This is a genomic window from uncultured Eubacterium sp. (assembly GCF_934295145.1).
GTDB lineage: Bacteria > Bacillota > Clostridia > Lachnospirales > Lachnospiraceae > Eubacterium_I.
On record NZ_CAKRAS010000006.1, the window covers coordinates 33,869 to 48,925 of the forward strand.

Consider the following 15,057-nt stretch of genomic DNA (forward strand, 5'->3'; position numbering starts at 1 on the left):
GCTCCACTCTATTATGCATCCTTTAAAAATGCTTTGTAACCGCATTTTGCTTCATACAGGTCTGCTTTGCTGATGATCTCCCATGGTGCATGCATGTTCAGCACTGCCACACCACTGTCGATAACCTGCATATTGTAGTTTCCAAGGATATAAGCGATCGTTCCGCCGCCGCCCTGATCTACTTTACCAAGTTCCGCTGTCTGGAAGTATACCTGATTGTCATCCATGATCTTGCGGATCTCAGCTACATACTCAGCGCCTGCATCGTTGGAACCGGATTTTCCTCTGGATCCTGTGTATTTGTTGAATACCAGACCTCTTCCAAAATATGCAGCATTTTTCTTTTCCATGACACTCGGATAGTTCGGATCAAACGCAGCACTTACATCGGAAGAAAGTACTTTGGAATTCTGCAGCGCACGGCGCAGTTTTAATTCATTGTAATCTCCACATGCGTTCATAACTTCTGCAGTCATATTTTCAAAGAAACGGGACTGCATTCCGGTTGCGCCGACGCTTCCGATTTCTTCTTTGTCTACCAGAAGGCATACACTTGTGCGCTCCGGTTTATCCATCTCAAGGGTTGCGGAGAATGACGGGTATGCGCATACACGGTCATCATGTCCATACCCCATGATCATGCTACGGTCAAAGCCGTAATCTCTGGCCGGTCCTGCCGGAACAATCTCGATTTCAGCAGACAGAAAGTCTTCTTCCTCCACACCATAAGTCTCTTTTAAGATATTCAGTACATTCGCCTGAACCAGCTCTTTTGTTTTCTTTTCTTCCTCTGTTTTGGCCTCTAATGGCATACTTCCCACAAGGATATCCAGTGCCTCGCCCTCTATCACTTTTGCAGCTTTTTTCTCCAGCTGGTCTGCGGAAAGGTGGATCAGCAGATCACTGACACCAAATACCGGATCTTCCGGTTTCTCACCGATGCTGATGGTTACAACAGAACCGTCTTTTTTCGCGATGACACCGTGCATAGCAAGCGGAAGTGTTACCCACTGATATTTCTTTACGCCGCCATAGTAATGGGTGTCAAGTAATGCCATATCAGTATCCTCGTACAGCGGATTCTGTTTTAAGTCCAGACGCGGGGAATCGATATGTGCGCCAAGGATATTCATGCCCTCTTCCAGCGGTTTCTGGCCAATGATGTACATGGCAAAACTTTTTCCTTTGTTATCTGCAAACACACGGTCTCCGGCTTTCAATGTGATGCCTTTTGCGATCACTTCTTCCATATCCTGGAAACCCGCTGCAGCTGCGCGTTTCTTTAATTCAGACACGCACTCTCGCTCTGTCTTGCAGTCAGAAATAAACTGACGATATTCTTCACCGTAAGCAAACACTGCTGCTTTCTCATTCTCTGTATATTTTTTCCATGCGTTTTTTCGCTCCATATTGTTACACTCCTTTTATTAAATTTCCGTAGAATTTCCGTTTTTCAGATTATTTTCTACTCTTCGATATAATTCTTTTGCTGCGTTATATCCCATCTTCTTCTGTCTGTGGTTTGCAGCGGCAGCCTCACAGATCACAGCCAGATTTCGGCCCGGACGGATTGGAATAGAATGGCACACGATATTGTTGCCAAGGATTTCTGCATATTCCTCTTCCAGCCCCAGACGGTCATATTCTTTGTCTTTCTTCCAGTCTTCCAGTTTGATGACCAGATCGATGGTCTGCGATTCCTTGACACATTCTACACCGAACAGAGTCTTTACATCAATGATTCCGATACCTCGCAGTTCGATAAAATACCGCGTAATATCCGGCGATGTACCAACCAATGTATTGTTGTTGATCTTGCGGATTTCCACCACATCATCCGTAACGAGACGATGTCCACGGCGGATCAGTTCCAGGGCAGCCTCACTTTTTCCAATGCCGCTCTCGCCCATGATTAGAACACCTTCACCATAAATATCAACCAGTACACCATGAATGGAAATACACGGTGCCAATTTTGCTGTCAGATAATAAATTGCCTCTGCAACCACATTCGATGTTGCATCCATAGATCCGAGAATTGGAACCCCCCGTTCTCCTGCAATCCGCAGTACTTCCTCATCCGGCTCATATCCCCTGCACATGATCACGCATGGCACGTTAAAGCCAAGAAGTTTGCGGTAACGATCGGTCTTCACCTCATCTCCCAATGTCTCCAGATATGATTTTTCTACCATCCCGATGACCTGAATCCGTTCCTCTGCAAAATGTTCAAAATAACCGGCCAGTTCCAATGCCGGACGGTTGATCTCAGATGTCGTGATCATTCGTTTTGACATATCCACACATGGGGTGAAGCACTTAAATTTCATCTTTTCTGCTAACTGTTGTACACTGACTCCCTGCATTCTATTTTCTCCGTTTCTGTAGTTATTGTAGTAACTATTACATACTTTTTTCACTTTCTGTGAACAGATACAATAAGTATACCACTTTTTTACTGCTTATGGAAGAATTGGTATACGGACTGCGCGGCTTTTTCATTCATGCCATCCACTTCCCTCAACTGTTCCACCGACGCCCCTCGGATTTTCTCCAGCGACTGGAACTGCCGCATCAGTGCTTTTCTCCTCGTCTCACCGATATTCGGGATATCATCCAACACGGAATGCACCTGCTGTTTGCTGCGCAACGAGCGGTGATACTCGATGGCAAAACGATGTGCTTCATCCTGGATACGAGTAATCAGGCGAAATCCTTCTGAATGCCGGTCAATCGGGATTTCCTCATTATTAAAATACAGTCCGCGGGTTCTGTGGTGATCATCTTTTACCATTCCGCATACCGGAATCGCCAGTTTTAATTCATCCAGTACTTCCAGTGCAATATTTACCTGACCTTTTCCACCATCCATCAGGATCAGATCCGGAAACTTGGTAAAACTGCCATATTCCTGCGCCAGATTTTTTTCTTTGTTCTGCGCCCGTTCTTCCATTCCATGGGTAAACCGCCGGGTCAGCACTTCCCGCATGGATGCGTAATCATCCGGTCCTGTCACTGTTTTTAACTTAAATTTTCGATAATCGCTCCGGCACGGTTTTCCGCGTTCATACACAACCATAGATCCAACGGACTCAAAACCGTTGGTATTGGAAATATCGTAAGCTTCCATTCGTTTGACATAACCAAGATCCAGCAATTCTGCGATTTCCTTGACTGCTCCGATGGTCCGTCCTTCTTCCCGTCGGATCTTCTCCTTATCCTGGGTCAGCACCATAACCGCATTCTGTTCTGCAAGTTCCACGAGTTTTTCCCGCTGTCCTTTTTTCGGCACACGGATATATACTTTCTGACCACGCTTTGCAGACAACCATTCCGCCACTACTTCCGCGTCGTTAATCTCCATCGGAAGCATGATCTCCTTTGGCACAAAGGGCGTTCCCGCATAATACTGACTGATGAATGTAGACAATACTTCTTTCTTCGTATCCTCGGCTCCAATGGTCACATGAAAATGCTCTCTGCCAATGAGTCTTCCCTCCCGGACAAAAAAGACCTGCACCACCGCATCCCGGTCATCCATGGCCAGCGCCAGAATATCACGATCTTCTCCGTCAAAACTGGTGATTTTCTGCTTCTGTGCCACCTGACGTACACTGGTCAACAAATCCCGAAATTCCATGGCTTTCTCAAATTCCAGCGCCTCCGATGCCGCCTGCATCTTCTCCTCAAGGTCTTTGATCACTGGTGCAAAATTACCGTTCAGCAGTTCCATGGCTCCGCGGATCTGCAAGCGATAGTCTTCCTTTGAAGTATATCCCTGGCAGGGAGCCTGACACTGATGGATGTGATAATTCAGGCAGGGACGCTCTTTTCCGATATCTCTCGGAAGTGTCCGGTTGCAGGTACGGATCTGAAACAGTTTCTGTACCAGTTCAATGGTATCTTTCACCGCCCCGGCACTGGTGTACGGTCCGTAATACTTGGACTTGTCTTTTTTCATCTGTCTGGAAAACAGTACTCTCGGATAGGCTTCACCCAGCGTCACTTTGATATATGGATACGTTTTGTCATCCTTCAACATCGTATTGTATTTTGGTCGATGCTCCTTGATCAGGTTACACTCCAGGACCAGCGCTTCCAGCTCGGAATCCGTCAGGATATATTCGAAATGGTCAATATGTGTGACCATCTTTTCAATTTTTGGTCCCTTATTCCGGCTCGTCTGAAAATACTGCCGCACCCGGTTGCGCAGACTGATGGCTTTTCCGATATAAATGATGGCATCCCGGTCGTCATGCATGATGTAGACTCCTGGATGATCCGGCAGTTTTTTCAGTTCTTCTTGAATATCAAATAGTTTCTCTGTTCCCATAAGTAGTTTCAATCCTCTTGAAATCCCCAAACGGTCAGGGCAGAAAATTTCTTCTCCACTCTGACCGTTTCTGTCATATGATTACTATTTATCCCATAATCGAACATTCGATTGCTTTTATGTTTTACTCTTCAAAAGCCTCATCCGGTGCAACCGGCTCATTTTCGGAAAATATTGTCTCATTTTCTGCCGTGTCAGCATTCTGCGGCTCTTCCTGTGCAGATACCTCTTCTGCTTCCACATCGATCGGCTCTTTTCCTTCTGTCATCTCTTTGAAGATGTCCATAAATTCTTTACCTGTAATGGTCTCATGCTCATACAGATATCCTGCGATCCGCTCCAAAACTTCACGATGGCTTAACAGCATTTCTTTTGCTGTGTCGTATGCTTTCTGCAGCATCACTTTTACAACTTCATCTACTTTTGCAATAGTCTCGTCACCACAGTTTGTCACTGCACGGCCATCCAAGTATCTGTTTTCCACAGATTCTACGCCCATCAGGCCAAATTCCTCAGACATACCAAACTGTGTAACCATCGCGCGGGCAATTCTTGTTGCCATCTCGATATCGTTAGACGCGCCGGTTGTCACAGAATCACACATAATTTCTTCTGCGGCACGGCCACCCATATAAGTAACCAGACGTGCTTCCAGCTCGGCTTTTGTCTCCAGATATTTCTCTTCCTCCGGCATCTGCAGCGTGTATCCCAGCGATCCCATAGTCCTCGGTACAATTGTAATCTTCTGTACCGGCTCTGCATCTTTCTGTAATGCAGTAACCAGTGCATGACCAACTTCATGGTATGCAACCAGTCGTTTCTCTTTCGGTCCCATAATACGGTCTTTTTTCTCTTTACCTGCAATAACAACTTCTACAGACTCGAATAAATCTGCCTGCGTCACATACTGTCTGCCATTCTTAACTGCATTGATGGCTGCCTCATTGATCATATTTGCAAGATCGGAACCTACGCAGCCGGCAGTAGCCAATGCAATTGCTTCCAGATCTACGGAATCATCCATTTTTACGTCCTTGGAGTGTACACGAAGTGTCTCTACACGACCTTTCAGATCCGGTTTATCTACGATGATACGACGGTCAAAACGTCCTGGTCTTAAAAGTGCCTTATCCAGTACTTCCGGACGGTTGGTAGCCGCCAGGATCAGCAGACCTTTGGAAGTATCAAAACCATCCATCTCTGCCAGTAACTGGTTCAATGTCTGCTCACGTTCATCGTTTCCGCCGCCGTAATGGCTGTCACGGCTTTTACCGATAGCATCGATCTCATCGATAAAAATAATACACGGAGCCTGCTTCTGTGCTTCTTTGAACAGGTCACGGACACGGGATGCGCCGACTCCGACAAACATCTCTACGAAATCAGAACCTGCCAGTGAGAAAAACGGTACGCCCGCCTCACCTGCGACTGCTTTTGCCAGTAATGTCTTACCGGTACCAGGAGGTCCTACTAATAATGCTCCCTTCGGCAGTTTTGCACCAATAGCTGTATATTTCTGTGGATTATGCAGGAAATCGACTACCTCCTGCAGAGATTCCTTCGCCTCATCCTGTCCGGCTACATCCTTAAATGTAACGCCGGTGGATTTCTCCACATACATTTTTGCGTTGCTCTTTCCGACGCCCATGACGCCGCCTCCGCCGCCCATTTTTTTCATGGCAGCGCCAAGCAGGATCCACACGATTGCGATTGGAATCACAAAGCTTAAAATCTGATAGATCCATGCCGATGTGGTCTGGTTTTTACCGGTATAATCAACTCCGTATTCATCCAGCATTTCATACATACGGTCATCTTTCAGATTGACGGTATAATATGTCACCTGATAAAGGCTTTTCTTATCCTCCACTGGTTGGATCTGGATCTCACTATTTGTAATGACAACACTTTCTACCTGATGATTTTTTACCATATTCTGGAATTTGCTGTAGGTAATCTCCTGATTGGTGAGATTACCGATTCCATTGGTAATCATTGTGACAAGTAACAGAACTACAACTGTCGCGATCACAAACCAGAGCATATTCTGTCCGTTTCTGTGACCATTGTTGTTATTTCCGCCCCTGTTGTTTCCTCTGTTTTCGTCCATAATGCTGATCTCTCATTCCTGTGCATCGTTTCAGTCAACTCAAAATCGCTTTACCTTTCACGACTGTCCAGATACACAATCCTTTCTCTTGGTTTCCCCTATGTCAGATTTATCGTCTGCATTTGTGCAGTCTGTACTAAATCTGCATTGTTTTATTATATGGTTATTTTGTATAGAAATCAATAATCTAATCGTGAACTTTTCCTGATTTTTATAAAATCTTTATAAAAGAAACCCCGGATGCAGCAGTGTCATCCGGGGGAAACTCCTGTTTTTACGATTACAGGATTATTCTTTTCTATTCTTATTTGTGATGTTGGGGGGCAATAGATGCCTTACGAATTGTTCCGTACTTCGTACTCCCACAATTCTTATTTATTTTTGTATTCAATAGCAGCTTCCACAAAGCCTTTGAATATCGGATGTGGACGGTTCGGTCTGGATTTCAGCTCCGGATGTGCCTGAGTAGCTACAAACCACGGATGTGCCGGAATCTCGATCATCTCTACGATTCTTCCATCCGGTGAAAGACCGCTGAGCTTCATTCCGTGCTCTGTCAGGATTGCGCGGTAATCATTGTTAACCTCGTAACGATGACGATGACGCTCGTGGATTGTCTCTGTGCCGTATAACTCATATGCTTTGCTGTCTTTTGCAAGGACACAAGGATAAGAGCCAAGACGCAGGGTACCACCGATATCCTCCACGCCGTTCTGATCCGGCATCAATGCGATCACCGGTGCGCTTGTGTTCGGATCCAGCTCGATACTGTGTGCATCTTCCAGTCCGCAGATATGACGTGCATACTCAACGATGGAAAGCTGCATACCCAGGCAAAGGCCAAGGAACGGTACTTCATGCTCTCTTGCGTATTTGATAGCTGTGATCTTTCCGTCAATTCCACGGTCACCAAATCCACCCGGAACAAGGATTCCCTGTACACTGCCGAGAACTTCGTCTACGTTCTCCTCGTTCAGTTCCTCAGAATCTACCCATTTGATATTTACTGTGGCATGCTGGAAAATTCCACCATGTTTTAATGCCTCTACAACGGAAATATAGGCATCATGTAACTGGATATATTTTCCAACCAGTGCAATCTCCACCTCTTTATTCGGATTACGCAGTGCCTGTACCATATCGATCCAGTCTGTCAGATCCGGTTCCGGACAATCCAGTTTCAGGCATTCACATGCAACCTGTGCCAGATTTTCTTTCTCCATTGCAAGCGGAGCTTCATATAAATATTCTACATCCAGGTTCTGCAGTACGCATTTTTTCGGTACGTTACAGAATAATGCGATCTTGTCACGAATCTGACGATCCAGCTCATGCTCGGTACGGCATACGATGATGTCCGGCTGAATTCCCATTCCCTGTAACTCTTTTACGCTTGCCTGGGTCGGTTTTGTCTTTAATTCGCCGGAAGCAGACAAATACGGGATCAGTGTTACATGGATCAGGATTGCATTCTCATGTCCAACTTCATGCTGGAACTGGCGAATAGCCTCAAGGAACGGCTGGCTCTCGATATCACCAACGGTTCCACCAACCTCGATGATGGCGATCTGTGTCTCTTCTGTTGTAAAATCACGGAAGAAACGGCTCTTGATCTCATTTGTGATGTGTGGGATTACCTGTACAGTTCCTCCGCCATAATCACCACGGCGCTCTTTCTGCAATACGGACCAGTATACCTTTCCGGTTGTTACGTTTGAGCTCTTGCTCAGGTTTTCGTCGATAAAACGCTCGTAATGTCCCAGATCCAAGTCTGTTTCAGCACCATCCTCGGTAACGAAAACCTCACCGTGCTGAATTGGATTCATAGTTCCCGGATCAATGTTGATATATGGGTCAAATTTCTGCATGGTCACTTTGTATCCGCGTGCTTTTAACAGACGGCCAAGTGATGCGGCAGTGATTCCCTTTCCAAGTCCGGATACTACTCCGCCGGTAACAAATACGTATTTTACTGCCATTGTTTCTTCCTCCTGTGTTTATTTTATCTCCCCAAATGGGTTTTATTCTGCTTCATTCACTGTAATTTTGTTCAAAATCACTGTACTTTCCTGTAAAGTGTTTTATCCCAGGCTGAATTTGGACACAGTCTGAGATGAAATTACATACAGATTTTATTATACAACCTCTGACGACAGAAATCTACTTTTTTTTCATTGATCAATGACTTTTTTTCAGGCGAAGGCAATCATCATGATCAGTGGAACCGTAATCACGCTGAATAAGGTTGTCATAAATACAGAACGACCGGCGCCCGTTGTATTTGTTCCATACTGTTCCGTGATCATAGACTGTGCTGAGGAAACCGGAAGTGCTGCAGTCAGAATCAGCACATTTTCTAAGGTCTCATCCAGATGTACCGGCAGAATCCGTATCAGTCCCAGAATTAATAACGGAAAAATCAGCAACCTGGTTGCAGTCAGAATCAGCATCTTTTTATCCTGAAAAACAGCTTTCACCGGCAGCCTTGAAATGGATAATCCGACTACCAGCATGGAAAGACCACTTGTAATATTTGACAAATATGCCAAAAGCTGGCTCAGAATATCCGGGAGTTGAATCTGTAAAACACATACCAGAAGTCCAAGTACTACCGCTATATTAATATTATTCAACACCATTTTACGAAAGTTCAGCTTCTCTTTAATTGGGTATTTCCATGTCAGAAGCTTGATTCCAACAGAAAAAATCAGAAAATTTCCAACTACATTGCCAAGTGCCATCAGGAACATGCCCTTCCCGTCAAACACAGACAGTGCCAGAGGAATTCCCATAAATCCATTATTCGAAAACAGCATACAGTAAATCCATACCCCCTGATCCAGATCCTGTACTTTTGCTACACGCACAAGAATCAATCCAACTACCAGGGCACACAAATGTAACGCAATAATAGAAACAAAAGTCTGGACTCCGTATGCGACCAGCTGCGATCTGTCCTGCTCAATAATAGAGCAGAATACGGTCACCGGCATGGTCACTTTTAAAACCAGATTTGAAAAGTCAGGTATACTTTCTTTATGAATAATATTTCTTTTTCCCAGTATAAACCCCAGCACGATCAATGCAAACAGCAAAAACACACTGGTAGCAACAACGGACATAATGGTTCCTCTTTTCTTGTGTGATAGTTATATATTTTAGTTTTATGAGCCAGGGGATCAGAAAATAATACCGCTCGCTGAGACGCATGCTTGTATTATTTTCTGATCCCCTGGCTTATTTACTCGTCAAACTCCACAATAACATAATAGCCTTTTGGGGTTTCTTTTACTTCTACAACAGTTCCTTCGCGGGATTTCAGTCGTTCACGAAATTCGTAGTTCGCAGACATGGCGTAAGCCTTGCCCAGTGTATAATACCAGGAGTTTGGCAGTTTGCTCTCTGTCACAGGAAGGACATTGCCCACTTCCAGCAGTCCTGTCCGCTCCATTTTAAATTCCATTCTTCGCATAATTCCTAGTCTTCTTCCTTGTAATCCACGTCAATGATATCATCTTCCGGATTGTGATAACGTTTGTATGCTCTGCCGGCGCGGCCGTTCAGCCACAGTCCGCTGACGCCGTCATAGATCAGGATAATACCAACTGCCATCATACCGATCTTCAGTGCCAGCCAGGTATGGAGCATCAGGATCACACCAATGATAATGGTTGCGATTGCTACCAGAAGACCAAGCCACCAGCGCGGGCTGTTACCTTTTTTTACTTCCAGACAGAATACCAGATCTTTGAAACCGTGATATGCCAGCATGACACCGATCAGGATTGGGATCAGTGATACAAAAACCCCCGGTCTTGCCAGGATCCAGATGCCGATAACTACGCAGACAACCGCCGGAAGCATCCGTACAGAACGTCCCAGCATTTCCTGAATACGGATTCCCTGGATCAGCAGCACGATTCCTGCTACTAATAATACAAAACCTGCAATACGGCACAGGGTGACAAGGATCGTTCCCGGCCAGATACAGAACATCACACCAAATATGATACAGATAATGGATGTGACCATAGATTCTTTTTTGATTTTTTGAAATAATTCAGACATTTTATACTCCTTTCTTGCAGGCTATTCTGCCTGAATATCAGAAAGCTGCGCATTTGTCACATTGACCAGATCCTGTGGACTCATTTTCAGGGTAAGTCCAATTCGTCCTCCGCTGACATAGATTTCCTCAAAGTTTTTTGCACTCTCGTCAATCACTGTCGGGAACAGTTTTTTCATTCCCAATGGGGAGCAGCCGCCCCGCACGTACCCGGTGATTTTTGTAATATCTTTCACATGGATCATTTCCACAGATTTTTCACCAACGGAACGTGCTGCCTTTTTCAGGTCTACCTCACATGCGATTGGAATTACAAACACATAGTACTGCTTGCTTTTGCCCTGCATGACCAGTGTCTTATAGGATGCATCCACTGGTGCGCCGGTGATCTCGGCACAGTGCATGCCATCAATAAATTCGTCTACTTCGTAAGTCAGTGCCTCGTATGGAATTTTCTTTTTATCCAGCATACGCATGGCATTTGTTTTTGCTTCTTTTCCCAAATCAATTCCTTCTTTCAAATCCGATTTATAATTTTTCGTCCAACAATTCTTCGTCACCGATATCTACTTTTTTCATTTCTCTGCGGAATAAGATATCATACAGTACCGGAACTACAAACAGTGTCATCAACGTTGCATACAGCAGTCCGCCGATTACGACGATCGCCATACCGCGGCTCATTTCTGCTGCCGCATCGGTACTAAATACCATCGTACACATTGCCAGTACCGTTGTCAACATGGTCATCAAAATCGGACGCATACGGGTTCTTCCGGTCTCCACCAGTGCCTCCCGTTTTTCCATGCCTTCCATTCGCAGCTGGTTCGCATAGTCCACAAACACGATACCGTTATTTACAACGACACCTGCCAGCATCAAAAATCCCATCATGGCTGTCAGTGAGATTTCCTGTCTTCCGATAAAGAGTCCCAGCAGACCACCGGTAAAGGCCAGTGGAATCGTAAAAATGACAATAAACGGAGATAATAAACTCTGAAACTGTGCCACCATGATCAGATAAATAAAGGCAATCGCCAGACCGATCATCAGGAAAATATCGTTCATGGCATTCTTAACTTCGGTACTTTCACCCGCAATTTCAAGGCTGTAGCCATCTGGCAGCTCATACTTATCCAGTTTTTCCTGCAGAGTACGTGACAATAATGTGGTATTATAACCATCTTCTGTCTCCGCAGTCACGCTGATGTATGTTTTCTGATTATCTCTTTGAATAGAAGCAAGGCTCACGCCTTCGCTCATAGTTGCAAACTCACTAAGTTTGTGTGTTTCGGTCTCTGTGGTTCCGTCGGATTTCTGTTTGTCTACAGAAAATTCATAGTCCATCAGAGAATCCACATCTACAGCATCATTTTCATTGACGATTTCTACATCGTACTGTTTGCCGTCCATAGTCAGCGTGGTTGCTGATTTTTCCGTGGTCAGATTCCCGGCAAGTTCCTGATAAATCTGTGCCACCGTCAGGCCCTGAGCCATAGCTTTGTCTTTATCAATGGTGATCTGAATGGTCTTATCGCCGCTCTCCTGCCCATTGGTCACTTTTGTAAAGCCTTTTACATCAGACACAATGTCCATCACGTCATTGCTGATCTCCAGCAACTTGTCTGTATCACTTCCGTAAATATTTACGGTCAATCCGCTTGCCATATAGGAGGACATATCCATATTCGAAGTAGATACGCTGTAATCTTTAAATTTCAGATCTTTGCAGATTTTTTCCAACTGTTTTGCCACCGGACTGTTGTCCTTTGCGGTTTCCTCATCCAATAATACAAATACATTCAGGTTATGTGTACCGCCGCTGCCTGTCATCATGGAAGATGCACTCTGAGAAGCGCTGGAAGAACCAGAGATCATACCAACGTAAGTAACTCCGTCAATAGCAGTCATTTTTTCCATTGCCTGGTCTGCCAGCGCAAAAGTTTCTTCATCTGTCAGATTTTCGTCCGCCTCCATAGTTACGGACATCTGATCACCGCCCATGGCCGGGAACAGAATCATACCGGTATTTACTGCCTTGTATGCACAGCCTGCCAGAAGTCCAATCGCGATAATTAACGGTACAAATTTTCTGCGCAGGCAAAAACGCAGTGCTTTTTCATAAATATTCAGCACTTTATTTAACAGTTTCTGCGGTTTTGGTTCTGTATTCCGCAACATGGTGGAGCTCATCGCCGGAACAACGGTCAGTGCGATCAGCAGACTCGCAACCAGGCTGTATGCAATGGTTAATGCCAGATCCACGAACAGTTCACGCACAAGACCGTTGACAAAAATGATTGGCACGAATACACAGATTGTTGTCAATGTGGACGATGCAATGGCACCTGCCACCTGCTTTGCTCCCATAACCGCTGCCCGGGCCGACGGCACACCAAGTCCACGCAGACGGTAAATATTTTCGATTACAACGATGGAGTTATCCACCAGCATACCAATTCCCAACGCCAGTCCCGACAGTGATATCAGATTTAACGTTACGCCGCTGAAATACATCAGCACGATTGCCACCAGTACACTCAGCGGAATGCTGAATGCTACTACGATGGTCGGTTTGATGGAACGCAGGAAAATTGCAAGCACGATGATTGCAAGAATTGCGCCCACGATCAGGTTTGATAATACATTCTGCACGATCAGATCTATGTAATCCCCCTGATCCATCAGACTTGTAATATGAAGTCCGTCATAATCTTTCTCTAACTGACTGATCGCTGCACCACAGGTATCGGACACATCTGCGGTTCCAGCTGTACTTGATTTTGAAATAGACAGGACGATTCCGTCATGTCCGTTTACTTTTGCATAGGCATCTTTGGAATTGTCGATCCATGTGACATCTGCCACGTCAGATACATGCACATCTCCCAGTCCGTCAATATTGCAAAGTACGGAAGATTCCAGTTCTCCATCAGAAGCATATTCGTCACCGACTTTCAGCAGATACTGATCCTCTCCCTGATAAATATATCCCGCAGGCATTGCAAAATTCTGTGCAGACAGTAATTGTGATAAAGTATCCAGACTTAATAAGGAATCCAGGTTTGCATTTTTCAACGCAGTGTCTCTGCCCTGTTCATAAGAAGTCTGTGCATCATCTAATTTTTCCTGATTAGATTCCAATGCTGCTTCTCCGTCTGCGATCTGAGCTGCACCGGTGCTGAAACCAACTGCAGCGGAAATTTTACCGGATTCCAGTGCTTCGTAATTATCCGTCGCAGCCTTCACCTGCTCGTTGACCTGATCCACGATTGCCTGTGCTGCCTGTATCTCAACTTCTAAATTTGCTAATTCTGTGTCAATCTGCGGCAGACGGGTATTTACGATCTGATCCATCTGTTTCAGATTATCTGCTGTCAGTGATGCCGCTGCATCTGACTGACCGATTTGTTTCATAAAAGCAGTTAATGCTTCTAATTTCTCCGGATTTTTCAGTGCATCGGAAATATCCACCGGATAAGCAGAGGCATCCATGCCATAACCTGCCGCCATTTTCTGCATGGAAGCAAAACTTTCATTTACCTGCTGATACTGCGCCTCAATTCCGGCATCATTATATGCTTTTTTCTCCGTCTCCAGGGCCATTTTGGAAGCCTGCAGACCTGCAAGCTGCGCATTGTATGCAGACTGTGTCGCTACTGCCGCATCCACTGCCTTGCTGCTCTGCGCCAATTCACTGGATGTAGAATTCTGCTTGTCTTCCAGTGTCTTTTTGGAATTCTCCAGCTGTGCTTTCGCACTGTTCATCTGGCTTTTTGCATCGTCAATCTGAGACTTTGCATCTGCAAGCTGATCGTCCACATAAGCAGCCAGTTTATCATTCAGCGCATCGATTTTTTCCTGGTTCAAACGAACTTCCACCGTTTTTTCAATGGCTCCGGTTGTATTTACACTCGCTACTCCGTTCTGGCGCTCCATAGTTGGAACAACGGTGTTTTCCACAAAATCACTGAGTTCATAGATATCTTTTCCATCATAATCCACACTGGCATAAATAACCGGAAGCATATCCATGGACATTTCCATGATCATCGGTTTTCCGGCACCATCCGGCAACGTGATCAGATCCAGAGCATTGGACAGTTTTACCATGGCGCTGTCCATGTTTGTATCCTCTGCAAATTCCAGCATAACCGTACAATAATTCTCATTGGACGTACTTGTAACATTTTCTACTCCATTAACCGTTCCAAGTCCGGATTCCAACGGTTCCGTCACCGTACTCTCGATTTTGTCCGGCGAAGCCCCCGGATAAGTCGTCACAACCACAACGTAGGGCAATGAAAACTCCGGTAACAGATCCGTGGACATTCTGGTAAAACTTACCACACCAAGGATCATACAGATCACCACTGCCACAAATACGGTATAGGGTTTCTTAACGCTAAATTTTGACATTTCTTTCCTTCTTTCTACTACTATAAATTATTTAAACTTATCTCTCAGCAATCTGCCATTCCTGTCAAATGCAGATTTTTCCCATACTATCGAAGTATTTTACCTTAAACTCATTTTCAGCTCAACCAA

The 15,057-nt window shown here is 45.1% G+C and carries 10 protein-coding genes; all 10 read right to left on the reverse strand.

The window, feature by feature from the left end:
• Positions 1 to 11: 11 nt before the first annotated feature.
• On the reverse strand, positions 12 to 1,409 hold the full coding sequence (locus Q0I54_RS02170; RefSeq protein WP_296116059.1) for an aminopeptidase: 1,398 nt from the start codon (positions 1,407 to 1,409) through the stop codon (positions 12 to 14).
• Between the two features lie 18 nt (positions 1,410 to 1,427).
• Positions 1,428 to 2,366 (reverse strand): HPr(Ser) kinase/phosphatase, encoded by a 939-nt coding sequence (gene hprK / locus Q0I54_RS02175; RefSeq protein WP_296116060.1) that lies wholly within the window; start codon positions 2,364 to 2,366, stop codon positions 1,428 to 1,430.
• A gap of 89 nt (positions 2,367 to 2,455) precedes the next feature.
• Complete coding sequence (gene uvrC, locus Q0I54_RS02180; protein WP_296116061.1) at positions 2,456 to 4,333, reverse strand: excinuclease ABC subunit UvrC; 1,878 nt, start codon at positions 4,331 to 4,333, stop codon at positions 2,456 to 2,458.
• Between the two features lie 124 nt (positions 4,334 to 4,457).
• The gene (ftsH, locus tag Q0I54_RS02185; RefSeq protein WP_296116063.1) at positions 4,458 to 6,443 is read right to left on the reverse strand and encodes an ATP-dependent zinc metalloprotease FtsH; all 1,986 of its coding nucleotides are present in this window, start codon (positions 6,441 to 6,443) and stop codon (positions 4,458 to 4,460) included.
• Between the two features lie 371 nt (positions 6,444 to 6,814).
• Entirely contained in the window at positions 6,815 to 8,422 is a 1,608-nt protein-coding gene (locus tag Q0I54_RS02190) for a CTP synthase (protein ID WP_296116064.1), read from the reverse strand.
• Positions 8,423 to 8,635: 213 nt separating this feature from the next.
• A complete protein-coding gene (locus Q0I54_RS02195) occupies positions 8,636 to 9,565 on the reverse strand; it encodes an AEC family transporter (protein ID WP_296116065.1) in 930 nt (309 codons plus the stop codon).
• Positions 9,566 to 9,684: 119 nt separating this feature from the next.
• On the reverse strand, positions 9,685 to 9,915 hold the full coding sequence (locus Q0I54_RS02200; protein WP_296116068.1) for a hypothetical protein: 231 nt from the start codon (positions 9,913 to 9,915) through the stop codon (positions 9,685 to 9,687).
• Between the two features lie 5 nt (positions 9,916 to 9,920).
• Positions 9,921 to 10,511, reverse strand: coding sequence for an HdeD family acid-resistance protein (locus Q0I54_RS02205; RefSeq protein WP_296116070.1), 591 nt, complete (start codon positions 10,509 to 10,511; stop codon positions 9,921 to 9,923).
• A gap of 21 nt (positions 10,512 to 10,532) precedes the next feature.
• Positions 10,533 to 11,012 (reverse strand): Cys-tRNA(Pro) deacylase, encoded by a 480-nt coding sequence (ybaK, locus tag Q0I54_RS02210; protein ID WP_294783110.1) that lies wholly within the window; start codon positions 11,010 to 11,012, stop codon positions 10,533 to 10,535.
• A gap of 25 nt (positions 11,013 to 11,037) precedes the next feature.
• On the reverse strand, positions 11,038 to 14,928 hold the full coding sequence (locus tag Q0I54_RS02215; protein WP_296116072.1) for an efflux RND transporter permease subunit: 3,891 nt from the start codon (positions 14,926 to 14,928) through the stop codon (positions 11,038 to 11,040).
• Between the last annotated feature and the right edge of the window lie 129 nt (positions 14,929 to 15,057).